This window comes from Campylobacter sp. CFSAN093233 (assembly GCF_011068165.1).
GTDB lineage: Bacteria > Campylobacterota > Campylobacteria > Campylobacterales > Campylobacteraceae > Campylobacter_D > Campylobacter_D jejuni.
On sequence record NZ_JAAMWY010000008.1, the window covers coordinates 67,699 to 85,982 of the forward strand.

Here is an 18,284-nt window from a genome sequence, read left to right on the forward strand (position 1 = left end):
TATGATCCTTTAAAATAATTTTTAGAAATTGATTGATTTTACCTTATTTTTCTTTAATTAGTGTTAAGTTTTTTTATTTTTGTTAATTTTTTTTAAATTTTTGACTTTTTTATTCTATTTGAAAACATTTTTTAATTAATTTTAAAATTTTTTATTTTGGCGATAACTTTTTGTATGATCCAATCAGGAGTACTAGCACCTGCACTAATGCCGCAATGTTTTTTATCCAAAAACCATTCTTTTTTTAACTCTTCTTCGGTTTCAATTAGATAGCTATCTTCACAATTGGTTTTTGCAATTAAAAAAAGTTGTTTTGTATTGGCTGAGTTTTTACCCCCTACAACAACCATAACATCACTTTTAAGCGAGAGTTCTTTAATGGCATCTTGATTTTTAAAGGTTGCATCACATATAGTGTTAAAAACTCTTACTTCTTTGGTTTTAAGTATTAAAAAATTTACTATCTCCATAAAATGCTCAGGCTTCTTAGTTGTTTGGCTTACTACAGCTATTTTATTAGGAAGTTTTATATTTTGAAGTTCTTTTTTATCCAAAACTACATAAGCTTTTGTACTTACATAACTTTTGACTCCTTTAACTTCGGGATGATTTTCATCTCCAAAAATAACAACTTCATAACCCTCCTTACTCATTTGCTCGCAAATTTGTTGTGGTTTTGTAACAAAAGGACAAGTGGCATCAAAAATTTCTATATCTTTTTTTCTCAATTCTTCTAAATCTTGCTTTGTAATACCATGAGTTCTTATAATAGCCTTTTTTTCATTACTTAAAGATTGTATATTTTCCAAAGTTTTGACATTAAAATTTTTTTGCAAACGAGAAATTTCTTCGTTATTGTGAATAAGAGGGCCTATAGTTGCGGCATCTTTTATTTGTTCTGCTTTTTTAATAGCTCTTTTAACACCAAAACAAAAACCATAGTTTTTTGCTAATTCAATAATCAATCCTAGCTCCTAAATTTGATAAAATCTCTATAAAATTTGGAAAAGAAGTTTTTATACAATCACTATCATCAATCTCGATTCCGCAAAGCAAACCTAAAATAGCAAAACTCATAGCAATACGGTGATCTCCATAGCTTTTAATTTTTGAAGATTTTAGTTCGCATCCACCTTCTATTTCAAAACCATCATCAAGTTCTCTAGCTTCAACACCACAAAGCTTTAGATTTTCAACCATCACAGCAATCCTATCGCTTTCTTTAACGCGTAATTCTTTAGCATTTATTAAACTAGATTTACCCTTAGCCAAAGCAAAAGCTATAGCCAAAGCAGGCGCTTCGTCTATTAACCAAGCGATATTATCTTTAACTTCTATGCCATTAAGCTTGCTAGACTCCACCCTGATCTCACCAATAGTTTCAAAATCATTTTGAGTTATTGTCATTTCAAGCTTGGCACCCATTTTTTGCAAAATTTTATACGCCTCTATACGAGTAGGATTAAGCAAAATATTTTTTAAAATAATTTGAGATTTAGGCAAAATAATAGCTGCTAAAACAAAATAAAAAGCCGAAGAAGGATCATTAGGAATGATTATATTTTGAGCTTTTAAAGGTTTTTTTAAAGGATTTATTTCAAGACTTAAGCCATCATTACTAACCCTTATTGGAGCTTTCATAGCCTTTAGTATGTTTTCACTATGATTTCGACTAAGAGAAATTTCACTAAAAGTGCATACATTATCAGCTCTAAAAGCAGATAAAATCATAGCTGTTTTAACTTGAGCCGAAGAAATTTCGCTTTTAAAATTAAAAGCTTTTAATTTTTGACCTTCTATACAAAGTGGAGCTAAATTTGCCTCATTTCTTCCATAAATTCTAGCGCCTATTTGAGTAAGTGGTTTGCTTATCCTTCTCATAGGACGATTGTTTAAATATTTATCTCCACTTAAAACAAAAAAACCAGAAATTCCTGCTAAAAATCCTATCATCAAACGCATAGCAGTTCCTGAATTTCCACAGTCTAAAATACAATTTGGAGATAAAATTTCTTTAGGGGGTATAATTTTGACGCAAGAATCTTTTTGTTCAATTTTAGCTCCAAGATTTTTTATAATTTCAAGAGTGTTTAAAGTATCTTGAGCTAAGAGATAATTTTGAGCCTTATTTTCTTCTTGTGTTAAAAGCGAAAATATAGCAAAACGATGAGATATGCTTTTATCTGCTGCTATATTTTCAAGTATAGCATTTACAGGGGTTTGCAATTTGTAAATTTTCATCTTAAATCAAGACCCAAATTTTTAAGAGTATTTAAAATTTTATCCATACATTCATTCACTTGATTATCTTCTAGAGTTTTATTTATATCCCTAAAAGAAAAACTTATAGTAATGCTATAAAATTCTTTAAGGTTTTCATCACTATAAATATCAACTAAACGAAAATTTTCAAGTATTTCTAAATTCAATTCTTCGATACAATTTTTAATCTGATTGTATTCAAAACCTTTAGGTATTAACACACTAAGATCTCTAGTGATAGCTGGGAATTTGGAGTAAGGCTTAGCTATTTTAAAATCTTGCCTGATTAAATCTAAATCAAGTTCGCAAATATATGTTTTTGGTAAATCTCTCTCATTTTCTATTTTTAAATGCAAACGGCCTATAAAACCTACTTTAATATCCGATAGATAAATATCTGCTTGTTCATAAGGGCTTAAAATATTATATTTTGATGATTTTAGTTTAAAATCACCTATAATATTTTTAATGTCTAAAAGAAAATCATAAAATTGCACCGATTCAGGTTTGGCCTTGTTGGAAATTTTAGCTTCTTCTTTTAAGCCAGAATGGATAAATGCGATACGATTTAATTCTTGATTATTAACATTGAAAACAACCCCTAATTCAAAAAGTTTAATAATTTTTTTAGAATTTTTTGCATTTAAACTTGCTGCATTTAACAAATGATTTAAAAGGGTTGTTCTTAAAGTATTAAGTTCTGCTGTAATTGGATTGATTAGTTTTAATTTAACAGAGTCAAAACCCAATCTTTTAAGTTCTTCTTCATTATCCAAAACATAATGTAAGCTTTCAAAATAACCACTAGCTACTGCTCTTTTCCTTAAATTCAAAAACTCAATATAATTTTTATATGCAGAATTTAAACGATTTTTTTCTATAAATTCCAAACCCTTGGAAGCAATATTATCAATACCTATAATTCTTACAACTTCCTCGCAAATATCTGATAAATTTTTAATATCAGGACGATGTAAAGGTGCTTTAACATTTATAAGCCCTTCACCTGAAAGTATGAGTTCAAAACCTAATTTTTTCAATATTTTTAATACTTCATCTTTATCAACATTTTGCCCTATTATATCGCTAATACTTTCAATACTTATTGGTATGATTGGTAATTCTTTGTCAGTTAAAATTTGTTGAGAAGAACTATAAATAACAAGATTTGGAATCTGCTCAAAAATACCAAGCAAAAAATCCATTCCTAAATTTAATTTAGGTTCACTTCCCCTAAAACTTCTATAAAGCATTTTTTCATCTTGATCTTTATGATATATTTTAGCATCTGCAATTACCAATGGATCGGTATAATTAGCCTCAATAATAATTATTTTAGAATCATCTTTACATCTACTTTCATTATTTTGGAAAATTCCGCTAAAGCTTAAAAGTTTATCTTTGTAAGATACTTTTGTTTCTCCATGCACTTGCTTGCTTAAATTAATGGTAAATTCTTCATCTTTTTCAGAAAAACTACTTAAATCATAAGCATTAAAAAGAACACCAGTTGAATGCGTTGCATAATTTAATAAATTTTCTATGGAATTTTTTCCCAAACCTTCAATTTGAGCAAGTCTTAAACTAAGCAATAAATTTGTTTGAATTTCTTCTTTTAGCTCTATGGCTCGATAATTATAAAGTCCATTAAGTTCTTTCTCAGCTGCTAAGCGCAAAATTCTACCGATACCTAAAACATTTTCACTTTCTTTAAATGGTTTTGGTTCTTTTAAATTTAAATTTAAAGCTGCGGCTAAATCACGAGCTATACCATAAATACTTAAACAATCACCCCTATTAGGAGTAAGTTCCACTTCTATTAGCTCATCATTAAAAATTTCATAAGTATTTAAAGGTCTCCCAAGTTCTAATTTCCCTATACTCTCATCTAAAAGCATAATTCCTTCATTGATTTTTTCAAAACCCAGTTCTAAGCTAGAACAAAGCATACCACAAGAATCCACTCCTCGCAATTTTGCTTCTTTTATTTCCATACCGTTTGACATGATAGCACCTTTAGTTGCAACAGCTACAAATTGTCCTGCATCAACATTCGCAGCACCGCAGACAATTTGCAAGGTTTCACTTCCGATATCAACTTGACAAATGCTTAATTTATCTGAATTTTCATGTTTAATTTTTTCCTTAACATAGCCTACAACAACTTTATCTGGAGCCTTTAAAGCGCCAACCCTATCAACTTCTATACCTATAGAGTTTAAAGTTTTAGCTATTTTATCTGAACTTATTTCTTCAAGTTCTAACCAATCATTCAACCAACTTTTAGTAATTATCATCTAAACTGCTCCAATAATCTCAAATCACCTTCAAATAAAGATCTTAAATCTGGAATTTGATGCAAAAGCATTGCAAAACGTTCTACTCCCAATCCAAAAGCATAACCACTTACATTTTCATAACCAACAAAATTATAAACATTAGGATCAACTATTCCACATCCTAAAACTTCAAGCCAACCTGTATGTTTGCAAACTCTACAACCCTTTCCTTTGCAAAATACACAAGAAATATCAACTTCAGCAGAAGGTTCTGTAAATGGGAAAAAACTTGGACGAAAACGAACTTTCACATCTCCAAACATATAACGCAAAAAATCTTCCAATACACTTTTTAAATTTGCAAAGCTAACCTTTTGCCCTTCTTCCACCACAAGGCCTTCAACTTGATGAAACATAGGAGTATGCGTAATATCAAAATCTCTTCTAAATACAGCACCAGGGGCTATCATCCTAATAGGAGGTTTTTGCGCAAGCATTGTCCGTATTTGCACTGGCGAAGTTTGTGTTCTTAAAAGCCTTTTATCATCAAAATAAAAGGTATCTTGCATATCTCTTGCGGGGTGAGATTTAGGTAAATTTAACGCTTCAAAATTATGAAAGTCATCTTCTATTAAAGGCCCTTTTTCTATGCTAAAATTCAAAGCTATAAAATATTCTATGATTTTATCCATGGTGCTCATAACAGGATGCAAGGCACCTGTTGTAATACTTTCATCAAAATAGTTAAAATTTAAAGCATCTTGTTTCATTCTTTCTTCTAAAGCAAGATTTTCCAAATCTTTAAATTTGGCTAAATAAGCCTCATTAAATATTTCTTTTTGTGCATTTAATTTAGCAGCAAATTCTTTTTTCGCCTCATCTTCTAACTCTTTAAGCTTTGTAAAGCCTTCTGTTAAAATACCTTTTTTTCCAAGAACGGAAATCCTAATGGCTTCCAAATCATTTAAATTCTCACATTTTTGAATCTGTTCTATAAAATTTTGCAATTTTCTTACCTTAAATAAAATATTTCAAGTTCTAATTCTATTAAAAACTATTTTAAATTCAGCATAAAAACCAAACTTTAAAGATATAATTGTATCAAACCAACAATAAAAAAGGATAAATAATGCAAGAAAAAACAATTTTTGAACTCATAGTTGAAGGTAAACTTCCATGCAATAAAGTGCTTGAAAGTGACGATTTTCTAGCATTTCATGATATTGCACCCAAAGCACCCATACATATACTTATAATCCCTAAAAAATATTTTAAAGACTTTCAAGAATTTGATCCTGAACTTATGGCCAAAATGACAAGTTTCATACAAGAATTAGCTGTTCTTTTAGGTGTAGATAAAAGTGGATATCGCTTAGTAACAAACTGTGGAAAAAATAGTGGACAAGAAGTTTTTCATTTGCATTTTCATATGCTTGGAGGTTTTGAACTGCCTAAGGAAAAAACAAAAAAAGAAAATCCTCAAGCTTTATTTTAGTTTAAATGGTAGAAAAACTACCATTTAAACTATTTTGTCAAAGGTATCAACATTCCCTCATATAATTTTTGATAAATTTCATCACCGCATAACTTTTTAGCTAGTTCTAAACCAAAAAGAATTGCCGTAGCTGGACCTGCTGAAGTTATAACATTTTTATTTACAACTACAGCCTTGTTAACACGATTTCCATTAAGTCCAACTTCACAACTAGGATAACAAGCAAACTCGCCCTCTAAAACACCTGCTTCATTTAAAACTATAGGAGAAGCACAGATTGCGGCAACAATTTTATTTTTGCTATGAAGTTGTTTAATGATATTTAAAATAACATTTGAATTCTTAAGATTCATCATACCTTCAAAGCCACCCGCCAAAGCAATAGCATCTAAATTTTCTATATCAACATCCTCTATAGAACAATCTGCTTTTATACTAATGCTATTAGCACCTTTTACCAATAACTCACTGTTTAACGAAGCTATAACAACTTCCAAATCTGGATTTAATTCTTTTGCTCGTTTTAAAACATCCACAATTCCTATAAATTCAGCTTCTTCAAAACCTTGAGCCAATGGAATTAATACTTTTTTACTCATTTTGTTCTCCTTTTTTATATTTTTTAAATCTTTCTTCTCTTTCTTTGCTTTTTTGCATCATTTGATGATTGAAACCTATAACCAAAACAATCATTAAAAACACAAAAATAACTATTAGAATGAAATCTAAAATTTCCATAAATACAACCTTATTTTTGGGAAATTCTAACACATTTTTTTAAATCTTTAGAGAAAATTCAAAGATATTTCTATAAAATCTTTTTTTAAATAATTTCTCTGAAAAGGTTTACAAATTGAATCAGAAAAATATAAGAATTTTTGTTTTTTTTGTTATTATTATTTTATGGGGCTATTTTTCTTTCCCAATAGAAATATTAAAAATTCAAGATCCTAGTGGAGTTGTAAGCTATGGCTATACAGAAAATGCAAAAGCTTATTTAAAAAGCTATCTTATTACACTTTTATTAACTGCTTGCGCTGTTATTATCGGAGTGATTATTGGTTTTAGTTTAGCTATTTTACACTTCTCTAAATTTAAAACGCTTAATTTTATTATAGATGAATATATAGACATTATACGAGGAACACCAGTAATTTTACAATTGATGATTTTTGCTTTTGTAATTTTTACTTTTATAGATAACCTTTATGCAGCCATTCTTGCACTAGGACTTAATAGCTCGGCTTATATAGCAGAAATTGTAAGAAGTGGCATTAATAGTGTAGATAAGGGACAAATGGAAGCTGCAAGAGCAATGGGACTTGATTACAAAACTTCAATGAAAGAAATTATTCTTCCACAGGCTACTAAAAACATTCTACCTGCATTAGCTAATGAATTTATTTCTTTATTTAAGGAAACTTCTGTTGTAGGATTTATTAGTGTTATTGATATTACCATGCAAAGTCAAAGCTTGCAAGCCGTACTTTACAATCCAAAACCTATTATTTTCACTGGACTTGTTTATTATGTAAGTGTAAAAATTTTTAGCTATTTTGCAAAAAAACTTGAACTTAGGATGAATAAAAATGATTGAAGTTAAAAATTTACAAAAAAAATATGGAGAATTAGAAGTTTTAAAAAATATTAACACTACAATCTCAAAAGGCGATGTAATAGCTATCATAGGTCCAAGTGGAGGCGGAAAAAGTACATTTTTACGCTGCATCAATCGCTTAGAACTAGCTGATAGTGGGGAAATTTTAATCAATAAGCAAAACATACTTGATAAAGAAATTGATATTAATAAGATCAGGCAAAAAGTTAGCATGGTATTTCAGCATTTTAATCTTTTTGCCAATAAAAATGTTATGGAAAATTTATGTTTAACGCCCATTAAAACAGGAATTTTAAGTCAAGAAGAAGCCATAAAAAAAGCAAAATTACTTCTTGCTAAGGTGGGTTTAGCAGACAAAGAAAATATAATGCCCCATAAGCTCTCTGGCGGACAAAAACAACGCATAGCTATTGCTAGAAGCTTGATGATGAATCCTGATGTTATTTTATTTGATGAACCTACTTCAGCTCTAGATCCTGAAATGATAGGCGAGGTTCTAAGCATTATGAAAGATGTTGCAAAAGAAGGTTTAACTATGCTTGTAGTAACTCATGAAATGGGCTTTGCTAGAAATGTTGCCAATCGTATATTTTTTATGGATAAAGGAAAAATTGCTGTTGATGCAAGCCCTAAAGAAGTATTTGAAAATCCTAGCAATGAAAGATTGAGAGAATTTTTAAACAAGGTTTTAAATCATTAATTCATAAGCCACTAAGGCTTATGAATTTTAATCCCAACATTCAGCGTTTTTAATTCCAAGTTTGCTAGCATTAAATTTAGGATCTATACCAGATTTTTGTTGCATATTAAAATCTTTTAAAACTTTATTTACTATACCACCTAAAAGCAATAAAGATATAATATTTGTCGTTGCCATGAAAGCCATAGTCAAATCAGCCAAATTCCAAGCAAGTTTTAAATTCATTTGCGAGCCTATAAAAATCATAGCCACAGCTGTAATTCTAAACAAATTCATTACAAATTTGGAATTTGTTAAATATTTAACATTAGCTTGAGCATAATAATAATTTCCTATTAAAGAAGTTATTGCAAAAAGAACAATAGCTATAGTAATAAAATGGATTCCAAAGCTACCGTAATACTCACGCATAGCTTCTTGAACTAAAGGCATTCCACCATCAATTTTACTTTCTCCAAGTCCTAAATATGCCATAGAAAAAAGAACTAAAAATCCAGAACTTGTACAAACAACAACATCAATTAAAACTGAAAAGGCTTGTATAACACCTTGTTTAGCTGGATGACTTGTCAAAGCTGCTGCAGCTGCATTAGGTGCCGAGCCCATACCCGCTTCGTTTGAAAAAAGTCCTCTTTTAATCCCTATAACCAAAGCAGAACCAGCAAAACCACCAAAAATCGCTTTAAAATCAAAAGCACTTTGTAAAATCATATGAATCACAGAAGGAATTTTATCAAAATTCATTAAAACAGCAATCACGGCAAGTAAAACATAAGCTAAAGCCATAAAAGGAACAATTAAAGAACTAATTTTACCTATTTTAGTATGGTGAGAAAAAAACATCCATGCACCAAAAATAGTTAAAACAATACCAATAATCATTGGCCAAGAACTTGATGCAAAATCTACAGCAGCATTTGGATTAAACATATCATAATAAACTTTAAAAGACGAAGTCATTGTTTGACTTTGAAGTCCATTAAATCCATAAGCATAAGTAATAATAAGAATAAAAGCAAAAAAAGCTCCAAAAAAATGTGAGCCTAAGGCTTTTTTTATATAATAAGCTGGACCACCTTTAAACCCGCCTGTATCATCTTTTGATTTGTAAACTTGAGCTAAGGTACTTTCAGCAAATGCTGAGGCACCACCAAAAAATGCCATAACCCACATCCAAAATAAAGCACCAGCTCCACCTGTAGCCAATGCCAAAGAAATTCCAGCAATATTTCCTATACCAACTCTAGAAGCAGTTGAGATCATTAATGCTTGAAAAGGTGAAATATGTTCTTTAGCGTGTCCTTCGTTTTTTTCTGTAAGAATTTTAAATACAGAACTCAACATACGAAACTGAACAAAGCGAGTTAAAAAACTATAATAAAGCCCACAAACAATAAGTAAAACTACCATAATAATGTCTGTATTTGGGACAATCTTATTAGCTATAATATCAGACGCTTTATTGGCAAAATCTAGCATAATATCTAATTTCATCCAAACTCCTCAAAAAATAATCTGAATTTTACTTTAACATAATTTTTATAAAAAGGACTTTATGATTTTATTTGTTTTAAGCTATTGTGTAAATTTGAAACTTTTAAGAAGCAAAATTTCTAAAATTTTGTCTTAAAGCTTCATAAGAGATTATACCAACGCTTGTGGCTAAATTTAAACTTCTTCCATAAGATTTCATAGGTATAGTTATAGCATTTTCCCAATTTAATTGCATTAATTCCATAGGCAAACCATAACTCTCACTTCCAAAGAATAAGAAATCATTTTTTTGAAATTCTGCATCAAAATAAGCTTTTTGACTCTTAGTTGTTGCGAAAAAAAAGCGATTTTTATAAATCATATTTTCATTCAAAAATTCTTCAAGATTCTCCCAAATAATAGGCTCTAATTTATCCCAGTAATCAAGTCCTGCCCTTCTAACAGCCTTTTGTGAAATATCAAAAACAGTTGGTTTAACAATATGAAGTTTAAAACCAGCATTAAAGCACATTCTACCTATACTACCTGTATTTTGCGGTATTCTAGGGTGGACTAAAACTATATTAAACATATTTATACTAGAACTCTTTGAATATTAGGATTTAATTTTACTAAAATTTCATAGTTAATAGTATGAAAAAAATCAGCCCAAATATCAGCATCTTTAAACACGCAAATTTCCTCACCAGAATTTTCACAAGAAAAACTATCCATTGACATCTTTCCAAGCATTACTTTTCCATTTCCAAGCACTAACTCCCCTTTTCCATTGTATCGGAAAAGACCATCAGCATAACCCAAATCATAAGTTGCTACTTCCATATCCTTTGCAGCAGTAAAAATGCCTCCATATCCTATACTCTGTCCTTTTTGTAAAATCCTTTGACTTAATCTATGAGCATACAAGCTTAAAACTCTTTTTAAATTTGAATCCCCATATCCAAATTGAACAAGCCCAACTCTACAATATTCATCTTCGGGAATTTTCCCTCTAAATAATGCTGCAGAATTATGCGAATGAAATAATAAATTTGAAAAATATTTTTTTACTATCTTTTTAGCTTTTTGAAAATTTTCTTTTTGAACAAAAAAACTTCCATCCATTTCATCTGCACTAGCAAAATGTGTAAACATTCCAGTAAGTTTTAAATCACTACCTTGAATAAGATTTATAGCATGCTCTAAATTTTCTACACAAATTCCATTGCGATGCATGCCTGTATCTATTTTTAGATGTATTTTTATATCTTGCTTGTAATTTTTTACTTGAGAAATGTCATTTAAAGCATAAATAAATCGAGAATTTTCATTACCATGAGGACGATGTGATAGTATTAATATATTCTCAAAAAATTCTTCGATTTCTCGAGCTTCTTCTTCACTCTTAACAGCAACAAAAGAAACTCCTAAATTTTTGGCTAATGGAGCTAAAAGCTTAGCTCCATGTCCATATGCATTATCTTTAAAAACACAAATTAATCTTTGAAAACTCCCTATTTTTTTAGCAATATGTCTTAAATTGTATTCATAAGCTTTTTGATCAATTTTTATTAAAGACATTTATTGCTCTGCTAAAATTTTCATTTTACCTTTACTATCTATCTTAACGTATAAAATTTTATCGCCTCTAAACTGATAGTTTTTAGTGTAATAATCCTCATAAAATGAAATTCTATACATAGTTTCATTTTCTAAATTCGGATAAGGGCTGATATTAATATCTGAAAATTTAATCTTTTTATCTTCTTTACGAGAAAAAATAGATTTTTTCATGGAAGCAAACTGTTCAAATTTCATTTTATCAAAACGTTTAAATTCTTGCTCATCATAAAAACTTAAATAGGCATTAGTGTCACTATTTGTCCAAGCTAGTTTCCATGTAAAAAGATCAGCCAATAAACTAGCGATTTGATCCTTTTTAGCTCTAATTTTTTCTTTTTCTTCTGTCATAACAAAAACTTTTTTATCTTGCACAACTTTTGCAAATTTCTCCAAATTATTATTAAATAAAGCAATACACCCTCTTGTTTTAAATTCATCAAGTCTAGAACCATCTAAAGGATAGCCATGGATCCAAATACCACCACCTGTTTTTCCTTGTACTTTATCAAGTAAATTTGGATAAGTTGTGGCAAAAGCAAAGGGACCATAATAAGGATCACCTGGATTAAACTTACGGCCTAACTCATAAAAACCTACTGGCGTTTTCAAATCTCCTTCTATTTTTTTATCACCCATTAATCCAGTTATTATTTCTTTTTGTTCAAAATCTTTTCTTATTTTTCCGTCCTCGTAAGAATAAACACGGAGAATTTTATCTGTTTTATTTGTAAGCACGATAGCAACATTATCATCATAGTATCCAAGTGAAATATTTTTATCTCCTATTTCACTTAACCAAAAATCCTTTTGAGTTAATTCTTTTTCAATCGCTACACCAACAGCATCTAATCCTTGATTAAGATAAATTTTAACAAGATCTGAGGCATGCAACACCAATGAAGAAAGTGCAATTAATAAAGCAAGTCGTTTTAACAATGTTTTTCCTTAGGTATTTCAAATTTTTTTAAGTCAAAAATGTTTGTGATTATAATATTTTTTTTCTTAAAAAATATTAATTATATTAACAATGCAGCCTTATTTATGATATAATTTTTACAAATCATAAAGGCTTGTTTTAAAAGGTTGTCTATAATGATAAGAAATTTTTTTATAGGAATGTCTTTTTTAGGCATTTTGTTTTTAGCTTTTTATACATTATATGATAAAAAGAAAGAAAGTATATTTAGCTTAAATACATGCCAACCTCTAACTTGTGACTTAAATTTACAAGATTGTGTTTTTTCTTTTAATAAAAAAAATATTGAAGTTTCAGCCTACCCAAAACCTATAAAAATTTTCAATAAAACTACTATAAAAATTAAGAATTTTCCTCATTATTCTAATTTAAAGATTAAAATTTATAGTTTAAATTCCTATATAGGCGATATCATTCCTAAATTTAATATAGTTAATGGTGATATTCTTATAAATTTTATAGGTAGAAGCATTACCGATGATTCTAGATTTAGGGTTGAATTTTTAAACAATAATGCTCCAACTGGTTTTTTCTTTGATTTTGATGTTACTATGCAAAAAATTTCAAACAGGTAACACACATTGAAAAATTTTCAAAATTTTATATTCAAATAAAAATATTTTTTGATATAATGAACAAATATTTAATATTATAAAAATAAGGATACAATATGAAAAAAATTCTTCTCTTAGGTGCTCTTTTTGCTGTAAATCTTTGGGCTGTTAATGATATAGAGGTAAAAAATGCCTTTGTAAAACAAACTCCACCTCATGCGCAAAATAGTGCTATTTTTCTTACTATTTTTAATAATACTGATAAGGATATTGCTCTAATAAGTGCCAAAAGCGATATCAGTGAAGTCAGTGAACTGCATACACATATACATAAAGATGGAAAAATGATGATGCAAAAAATTCCTGAAATTATTATAAAAGCTCATTCAAGCACAGAGCTTAAATCTGGAGGTTACCATATAATGCTTTTAAAACTAAAAAAACCTATTATTAAAGACACGAAGGTAAATTTAGATTTAAAATTTAATAATCACAAAACCATAGAGTTAAAAAATATTGATTCTAAAGAATTTTAATTAATGAGAAAAATTATTTTTATCCTAGCTTTTGCTTTTGTTATTGCTATTTTATATATTATTTTTGATTTTTATGTAATAAAAGATTCTCAAAAAATAACAAAAACTGATTTTTCTACCCCATTGACTTGCGATCTTAATGTTAAAGACTGCACATATAGTTTTAACAATAAAAAAGTCTTAATTTCCCTAAATCCCAAACCCTTACAATCTTTAGATGTTACAAATCTAAAGATTGTAAATCTAGGAAATTATAACAACTTAGGAATTAAAATTTATGGATTAAATATGTATATGGGCGAAATTAAACCTAAAATACATCGATTAAATTCAACAGACTATGAAAGTAAAATAGTTCTTGCTGCTTGCGTTTTAGATACTATGCGTTTCAGGGTAGAATTTATGGATAATAATAAACCCATAGGGTTTTATTTTGATTTTGAGCTAAAAAAATGAAAAAAAATATTATTTTGTTTATAGTTATAGTTGCCATTATTTTAGGTGTAATATTTTTTATTAAAAATCATCAAAATTCTTATGATTTTATCTTAAAATCAGACTTAAAAGAGGAAACCACCCTAAAAGATTTTAAAGGAGATAAGCTTATTATCTATTTTGGATATACTTATTGCCCTGATGTTTGTCCGGCAACTCTTAGTTTAGTAGGCAAAGCCTTAAAGCAAATCAATAATCCTAAGGCTCACCTTCTTTTTATTTCTTTAGATCCAAATAGAGATAATAACTTAAGCAATACAAACGAATGGTTACGATACTTTTACCCAAAAGCAGATGCCTTAATTGCAAAAGATGAAAAAACTCTTCAAAAAATAACAAAACAATATAATGTTCAATATCAAAAAATAGATCTAAATGATTCTTTTATGGGTTATTCTATAGCACATAGCAATATGCTTTATCTTATTGATGAAAAAGGTCATTTTTATAAAGAAATTAGCGATTTAAATCCACAAGAAATTTTAAGAGAACTTAGAATTTTTCTAAATTCTCAATAATTATACTTAAGCAAAAAGATCAGTTGAGAGGTATCTTTCAGCCGTATCGTTTAGCATAGTTAAAATTCTTTTATCTGGAAATTTCTTTGCTAGCATACTTGCGGCAAATACATTTGCTCCACTTGATATACCTACCATTAAACCACTTTTGGCAAGTTCTTTGGCTGTATTTATAGCATCTTCATTACTTACTGTGATCACTTCATCTATAACTTCTTTATTTAAAATAGCAGGTATAAAATTCGCCCCTATTCCTTGTATTTTATGGCTTCCCGCTTCACCTTTGCTAAGCAATGGAGAATTTAGAGGCTCGACTCCAACAATATGCACTTTTTCTAATTTTTCTTTTAGTATTTCCCCAACTCCACTAATAGTACCGCCAGTTCCAAAACCAGCTACAAAAATATCAAGTTCATTATCCAAATCTCTTAAAATTTCTAAAGCCGTATTCTTACGATGCGCATTTTTATTTGAAATATTTTCAAATTGAGAAACCATAAAAGAATTTGGAGTATTTAATAATATTTCATTTGCTTTATCAACCGCTCCTTTCATTCCTAAATTTGCAGGAGTTAATTCTAACCTAGCGCCAAAGAGTGTTATCATTTTTCTTCTTTCTAAACTCATAGATTCGGGCATTACAGCAATAAATTTAAGTCCCAAATCTGCACAAATCATAGCCAAAGAAATTCCAGTATTTCCACTAGTTGCTTCAACTATTGTAGTATCTTGATTAATTTTTTTACTATCTAAAGCATCTTTAATCATTTCAAAAGCTGCTCTATCTTTTATAGAATGACTAGGATTTAAAAATTCACATTTAGCAAAAACATTGATACCAAATTTTTTCAAATGTATAATAGGAGTATTTCCTATAAGCTCACTTACTTTTTCATATACTTTCATAATTTTAATATCCTTTTTTATTTAATAATGATAGTTTTATAAAAGTTTAAAAAAATAAAGTAAATAAAAGATATAAAATATCTGGATCAATTAAGAAAGAAGGCTAGAATTTATCTAGCCGAAGTTTTATTTTTTCTTTTTGCCGCTTGCTTTTGCAACAGCTTCTTTAAGGTTTTTACCTACCTTAAATTTTGCAACTCTTGTAGCAGGAACTTTGATTGTTTTTCCTGTGCTTGGTACTCTAGCTTCTCTAGCAGCTCTTTCTTGAGTTGAAAAAGTACCAAAACCAATAAAACTGATGCTATCACCTTTAGCTAAAACATCAGTAATAGTAGAAATAACTGCATCAGTAGCAGTAGTAGCGTCTTTTTTTGTTAGCCCAGCTGTTTGAGCAACTAATGAAATAAAATCTGCTTTAGTCATAAAAGCTCCTTTGTTTTAATTGAAACGCCTAATTTTAGCATATTTAAAAAACAATATCAAGTAAAAAACAGCTTTTTTTAAGTTTTTTTCAAAAAACTTTATTATTTTTTCTTATATCTTTCAAATTCTCCACTATTATCAATTTCATTACCAATTTTCTCGTATAAATCATAATAAAATTTAACAAATTCTTTACACTTAGGCATAATAGGAAGAAAAATATTATCTTCAATTTCACAAAATCTACTTAAAAACTCTTTTGCATCAAGTCTTAAAGCATAGTGTTTTGCCAATTCATGATAATTTTTTAAAGTTAGCTCTTTAAATTTTTCATAATACCTTAAATCAAAATTTATCTTCAAATTATTATTTTCAAAAATCAATACTTCGCTTTCAAAAAGCAAGCTAAGATGAATAAGTCCTTCCGTATAATAAGGTCTAACTTCATCAACCCTTTGCCAAGAAATAAGTCCAATAGCTCTTTTTATAAGTTCATGAAAAACAGGCATTATCAAGTCATCTTGTTCATGATAAAAGAAATTTATAAGTCCACCTGTAGTAGCTTTATATTCTTCTATATTTTTAAAAAAACCACTCTGATTCATTGTTTTTTCGGTATCATTAGCAATAAAAAATATATGACCAAATTCATGGCCTATAGTTGATACTTCATAAACCCTTTTCCAAATTTTTTCCTGATAAAATAAAATATTTCTTCCAAAATCCAAAAATTCTTTATCAAAAACCTCGCTAGAAATTTTCATAAAAGGCTTTGTTTTAGCATTTTCATATACAAAATTTATAAAGGCAAATATTTTTTTGCCCGCCTTAGAACTTACAAACTCATCATTTGGAACGACTTGAGCTGAGAATAAACCTTTAAGTTCAGCACCATAAAATATCATCGGAGTGCAAATATAAAGTTGAGTTTTTTCTATATTAGATAAAACTTCTTTTTCTAATTCATAATCTTCAAGTCCTATATTTTTATAAACATGTTCAAAACTTTCCTTAATTTCATTACCAAATTTCAAAACATCAAAATCATTTTCATCTTCTATTCTTATATCCCATTCTAATGCCACCGCATGAGTATAATTATCTTCATAATATTCTAAGGGATGTCCCACTTGTAAAGGTGATTTTACTTTCATCCAAGCAAATTCAGCTTCTTGCCAAGCTTTTATAACCCTATCTTCATCTTTTTCACAAAACGCTAATTTTAATTTTTCAAAATATTCTATATAAGCTTTTTCCTCTTCGCTGCTAGCAAATATTTTAAGCTGATCAATCATATTTTCAAAAGCAAATTCTAATTTTAAAATTTCATTCTCGAAAAATCTCGCATAAGGAACAAATTTCCATAAATTTCCTATTCTAACTAAAACACCATAGCTTCGCTCACAAATTTCTCCTTCTGGAGTTTTTTGATATAAATGATTTTTACGTAAAAATTCCATTGCATCATCTAAATTTGGAAATTGAGTAGATAAAATTTTATTATTTTTTTCTATAATTTCTTTAGTCCAAGAAATTTCAAAAATATTCATAATTAAACCTATATTATGCACTCCTTGTATTAAGGACTGATAAAAATTATTTAAAAGTTTTTTCTCTTTTATTTCATTAATTAAATTTTGATGTTCTTTTTCATAAAACTTTCTAACCTCTTCATAGAACTTATGTTTTAACTCTATAATCTTATCTTCCTTAAAGTTGTTTTTTTTCCACTCTTGAACTAAATTTTCTTCCTTTAAATCAACCAAACGCCTAAGTATGGCTAGCATAGTTGTCTTATCTTGTTTTAACTCACTTAAAGAAATCAAAGATCTAAAATACTCGCCCACATCTTCTTTGTCTAAAAACTCATATAACGCATTATTTCTTTCTTTGTATTTTCTAACCAATTTAGCTATTTCTTTAAAATTATTCATACTTTTATTCTCCTTTTTAACTTTTTTAATTATAATTCATTTTTTAAAATAAGGAGTAAAAATGAGAGATATGGGAGAACCAAAATTAAAAATTGTAGCTATGCCAAGTGACACAAATCCAGCAGGAAATATTTTTGGCGGATGGATACTTTCACAAATCGATTTAGCAGGAGCTATCGCAGCAAGAGAACTTTCTCCTGAACGCGTTGTAACCATCTCTATGGATAAAGTAGTTTTTAAAGAACCTGTTTTTATAGGCGATATAATTTCTTGTTACTCTAAAGTTGTAAATGTGGGCAACACTTCAATCAGCGTTGAAGTAGAAGTCACAGCTCAAAGAGTGGATTCTCAAGGTTGTACTTCTTGCATTAATGTAACTTCGGCTTTAGTAACTTATGTAAGTGTTACAAGAGATGGAAAGAAAAAGCCTATTAGTGAAGAACTTAAAAGAATTCATGGCTTTTTAAATGCTTAAAGCTTATTTTGTATGAT

The 18,284-nt window shown here is 28.8% G+C and carries 20 protein-coding genes and 1 pseudogene; 8 read left to right on the top strand and 13 right to left on the bottom strand.

All coding sequences use genetic code 11. From position 1 onward, the window contains the following. Window positions 1–131: 131 nt before the first annotated feature. From FBF15_RS07585 to pheS, 4 genes are read right to left on the bottom strand one after another with little or no spacing between them, the layout of a single operon-like run. Window positions 132–965 carry a 4-hydroxy-3-methylbut-2-enyl diphosphate reductase gene (locus FBF15_RS07585; RefSeq protein ID WP_038817115.1) on the bottom strand — a complete coding sequence of 278 codons (834 nt, stop codon included), beginning with the start codon at window positions 963–965 and terminating at the stop codon, window positions 132–134. Further along, the gene (gene aroA / locus FBF15_RS07590) at window positions 955–2,241 is read right to left on the bottom strand and encodes a 3-phosphoshikimate 1-carboxyvinyltransferase (RefSeq protein WP_038817113.1); all 1,287 of its coding nucleotides are present in this window, start codon (window positions 2,239–2,241) and stop codon (window positions 955–957) included. The genes FBF15_RS07585 and aroA overlap by 11 nt, the downstream gene beginning before the upstream one ends. Beyond that, the gene (gene pheT / locus FBF15_RS07595; RefSeq protein ID WP_038817112.1) at window positions 2,238–4,559 is read right to left on the bottom strand and encodes a phenylalanine--tRNA ligase subunit beta; all 2,322 of its coding nucleotides are present in this window, start codon (window positions 4,557–4,559) and stop codon (window positions 2,238–2,240) included. Before pheT ends, aroA begins: the two co-directional genes overlap by 4 nt. Then, window positions 4,556–5,548: a phenylalanine--tRNA ligase subunit alpha gene (gene pheS, locus FBF15_RS07600; RefSeq protein ID WP_002852567.1), complete on the bottom strand. Its 993-nt coding sequence runs from the start codon at window positions 5,546–5,548 to the stop codon at window positions 4,556–4,558. Before pheS ends, pheT begins: the two co-directional genes overlap by 4 nt. Before the next feature lie 122 nt (window positions 5,549–5,670). Between pheS and FBF15_RS07605 the strand changes: the two genes are divergently transcribed. Next, window positions 5,671–6,036 (top strand): histidine triad nucleotide-binding protein, encoded by a 366-nt coding sequence (locus FBF15_RS07605; protein WP_002852408.1) that lies wholly within the window; start codon window positions 5,671–5,673, stop codon window positions 6,034–6,036. 29 nt (window positions 6,037–6,065) lie between these two features. Here the strand turns inward: FBF15_RS07605 and FBF15_RS07610 are convergent, their stop codons facing one another. Next, the gene (locus tag FBF15_RS07610; protein ID WP_052803947.1) at window positions 6,066–6,635 is read right to left on the bottom strand and encodes a DJ-1 family glyoxalase III; all 570 of its coding nucleotides are present in this window, start codon (window positions 6,633–6,635) and stop codon (window positions 6,066–6,068) included. After that, window positions 6,628–6,807 carry a hypothetical protein gene (locus tag FBF15_RS07615; RefSeq protein ID WP_074485675.1) on the bottom strand — a complete coding sequence of 60 codons (180 nt, stop codon included), beginning with the start codon at window positions 6,805–6,807 and terminating at the stop codon, window positions 6,628–6,630. Before FBF15_RS07615 ends, FBF15_RS07610 begins: the two co-directional genes overlap by 8 nt. An 82-nt stretch (window positions 6,808–6,889) precedes the next feature. Here FBF15_RS07615 and FBF15_RS07620 point away from each other — a divergent pair, with 82 nt between their 5' ends. Together FBF15_RS07620 and FBF15_RS07625 are read left to right on the top strand one after the other, a co-directional pair. Continuing rightward, window positions 6,890–7,633 (top strand): amino acid ABC transporter permease, encoded by a 744-nt coding sequence (locus FBF15_RS07620; RefSeq protein WP_002852595.1) that lies wholly within the window; start codon window positions 6,890–6,892, stop codon window positions 7,631–7,633. Then, on the top strand, window positions 7,626–8,354 hold the full coding sequence (locus FBF15_RS07625; RefSeq protein WP_002858785.1) for an amino acid ABC transporter ATP-binding protein: 729 nt from the start codon (window positions 7,626–7,628) through the stop codon (window positions 8,352–8,354). Before FBF15_RS07620 ends, FBF15_RS07625 begins: the two co-directional genes overlap by 8 nt. Before the next feature lie 27 nt (window positions 8,355–8,381). Here FBF15_RS07625 and FBF15_RS07630 read toward each other — a convergent pair whose 3' ends face one another. The 4 genes from FBF15_RS07630 to FBF15_RS07645 form a co-directional block, all read right to left on the bottom strand. After that, window positions 8,382–9,848 (bottom strand): sodium:alanine symporter family protein, encoded by a 1,467-nt coding sequence (locus FBF15_RS07630; protein ID WP_002860540.1) that lies wholly within the window; start codon window positions 9,846–9,848, stop codon window positions 8,382–8,384. Window positions 9,849–9,951: 103 nt separating this feature from the next. Beyond that, window positions 9,952–10,419, bottom strand: coding sequence for a tRNA (cytidine(34)-2'-O)-methyltransferase (locus FBF15_RS07635; RefSeq protein ID WP_002859556.1), 468 nt, complete (start codon window positions 10,417–10,419; stop codon window positions 9,952–9,954). Between the two features lie 2 nt (window positions 10,420–10,421). Next, complete coding sequence (locus FBF15_RS07640; RefSeq protein ID WP_038817109.1) at window positions 10,422–11,408, bottom strand: alanine racemase; 987 nt, start codon at window positions 11,406–11,408, stop codon at window positions 10,422–10,424. Beyond that, window positions 11,409–12,386: a murein L,D-transpeptidase family protein gene (locus FBF15_RS07645; protein ID WP_004308420.1), complete on the bottom strand. Its 978-nt coding sequence runs from the start codon at window positions 12,384–12,386 to the stop codon at window positions 11,409–11,411. Window positions 12,387–12,542: 156 nt separating this feature from the next. Between FBF15_RS07645 and FBF15_RS07650 the strand changes: the two are divergent. The 4 genes and pseudogenes from FBF15_RS07650 (at window position 12,543) to FBF15_RS07665 (ending at window position 14,529) form a co-directional block, all read left to right on the top strand. After that, window positions 12,543–13,011: pseudogene (locus FBF15_RS07650) on the top strand (hypothetical protein). Between the two features lie 85 nt (window positions 13,012–13,096). Next, the gene (locus tag FBF15_RS07655) at window positions 13,097–13,516 is read left to right on the top strand and encodes a copper chaperone PCu(A)C (RefSeq protein WP_002935814.1); all 420 of its coding nucleotides are present in this window, start codon (window positions 13,097–13,099) and stop codon (window positions 13,514–13,516) included. A 3-nt stretch (window positions 13,517–13,519) separates the two neighbouring features. Beyond that, on the top strand, window positions 13,520–13,972 hold the full coding sequence (locus FBF15_RS07660) for a hypothetical protein (protein ID WP_002852445.1): 453 nt from the start codon (window positions 13,520–13,522) through the stop codon (window positions 13,970–13,972). Further along, window positions 13,969–14,529 carry an SCO family protein gene (locus tag FBF15_RS07665; protein ID WP_002859560.1) on the top strand — a complete coding sequence of 187 codons (561 nt, stop codon included), beginning with the start codon at window positions 13,969–13,971 and terminating at the stop codon, window positions 14,527–14,529. The genes FBF15_RS07660 and FBF15_RS07665 overlap by 4 nt, the downstream gene beginning before the upstream one ends. 6 nt (window positions 14,530–14,535) lie before the next feature. Here the strand turns inward: FBF15_RS07665 and cysM are convergent, their stop codons facing one another. The 3 genes from cysM to ciaB form a co-directional block, all read right to left on the bottom strand. Beyond that, window positions 14,536–15,435, bottom strand: coding sequence for a cysteine synthase B (gene cysM / locus FBF15_RS07670; RefSeq protein ID WP_002870166.1), 900 nt, complete (start codon window positions 15,433–15,435; stop codon window positions 14,536–14,538). Window positions 15,436–15,561: 126 nt separating this feature from the next. Next, window positions 15,562–15,858, bottom strand: a complete 297-nt coding sequence (locus FBF15_RS07675; RefSeq protein ID WP_002859562.1) for an HU family DNA-binding protein — start codon at window positions 15,856–15,858, stop codon at window positions 15,562–15,564. 101 nt (window positions 15,859–15,959) lie between these two features. Then, window positions 15,960–17,792, bottom strand: a complete 1,833-nt coding sequence (gene ciaB, locus FBF15_RS07680; protein ID WP_165434625.1) for an invasion protein CiaB — start codon at window positions 17,790–17,792, stop codon at window positions 15,960–15,962. A gap of 61 nt (window positions 17,793–17,853) precedes the next feature. On the opposite strand from ciaB, the gene FBF15_RS07685 reads away from it, so the two are divergent. Further along, complete coding sequence (locus FBF15_RS07685; RefSeq protein ID WP_002853544.1) at window positions 17,854–18,267, top strand: acyl-CoA thioesterase; 414 nt, start codon at window positions 17,854–17,856, stop codon at window positions 18,265–18,267. Window positions 18,268–18,284 lie beyond the last annotated feature (17 nt).

What these genes read in the sequence shown, in the direction of transcription:
- aroA (WP_038817113.1), bottom strand. Translation starts at nt 2,241, where the DNA reads ATGAAAATTTACAAATTGCAAACCCCTGTAAATGCTATACTTGAAAAT.
- pheT (WP_038817112.1), bottom strand. Translation starts at nt 4,559, where the DNA reads ATGATAATTACTAAAAGTTGGTTGAATGATTGGTTAGAACTTGAAGAA.
- FBF15_RS07605 (WP_002852408.1), top strand. Translation starts at nt 5,671, where the DNA reads ATGCAAGAAAAAACAATTTTTGAACTCATAGTTGAAGGTAAACTTCCA.
- FBF15_RS07610 (WP_052803947.1), bottom strand. Translation starts at nt 6,635, where the DNA reads ATGAGTAAAAAAGTATTAATTCCATTGGCTCAAGGTTTTGAAGAAGCT.
- FBF15_RS07625 (WP_002858785.1), top strand. Translation starts at nt 7,626, where the DNA reads ATGATTGAAGTTAAAAATTTACAAAAAAAATATGGAGAATTAGAAGTT.
- FBF15_RS07630 (WP_002860540.1), bottom strand. Translation starts at nt 9,848, where the DNA reads ATGAAATTAGATATTATGCTAGATTTTGCCAATAAAGCGTCTGATATT.
- FBF15_RS07635 (WP_002859556.1), bottom strand. Translation starts at nt 10,419, where the DNA reads ATGTTTAATATAGTTTTAGTCCACCCTAGAATACCGCAAAATACAGGT.
- FBF15_RS07640 (WP_038817109.1), bottom strand. Translation starts at nt 11,408, where the DNA reads ATGTCTTTAATAAAAATTGATCAAAAAGCTTATGAATACAATTTAAGA.
- FBF15_RS07655 (WP_002935814.1), top strand. Translation starts at nt 13,097, where the DNA reads ATGAAAAAAATTCTTCTCTTAGGTGCTCTTTTTGCTGTAAATCTTTGG.
- FBF15_RS07660 (WP_002852445.1), top strand. Translation starts at nt 13,520, where the DNA reads ATGAGAAAAATTATTTTTATCCTAGCTTTTGCTTTTGTTATTGCTATT.
- FBF15_RS07665 (WP_002859560.1), top strand. Translation starts at nt 13,969, where the DNA reads ATGAAAAAAAATATTATTTTGTTTATAGTTATAGTTGCCATTATTTTA.
- cysM (WP_002870166.1), bottom strand. Translation starts at nt 15,435, where the DNA reads ATGAAAGTATATGAAAAAGTAAGTGAGCTTATAGGAAATACTCCTATT.
- FBF15_RS07675 (WP_002859562.1), bottom strand. Translation starts at nt 15,858, where the DNA reads ATGACTAAAGCAGATTTTATTTCATTAGTTGCTCAAACAGCTGGGCTA.
- ciaB (WP_165434625.1), bottom strand. Translation starts at nt 17,792, where the DNA reads ATGAATAATTTTAAAGAAATAGCTAAATTGGTTAGAAAATACAAAGAA.
- FBF15_RS07685 (WP_002853544.1), top strand. Translation starts at nt 17,854, where the DNA reads ATGAGAGATATGGGAGAACCAAAATTAAAAATTGTAGCTATGCCAAGT.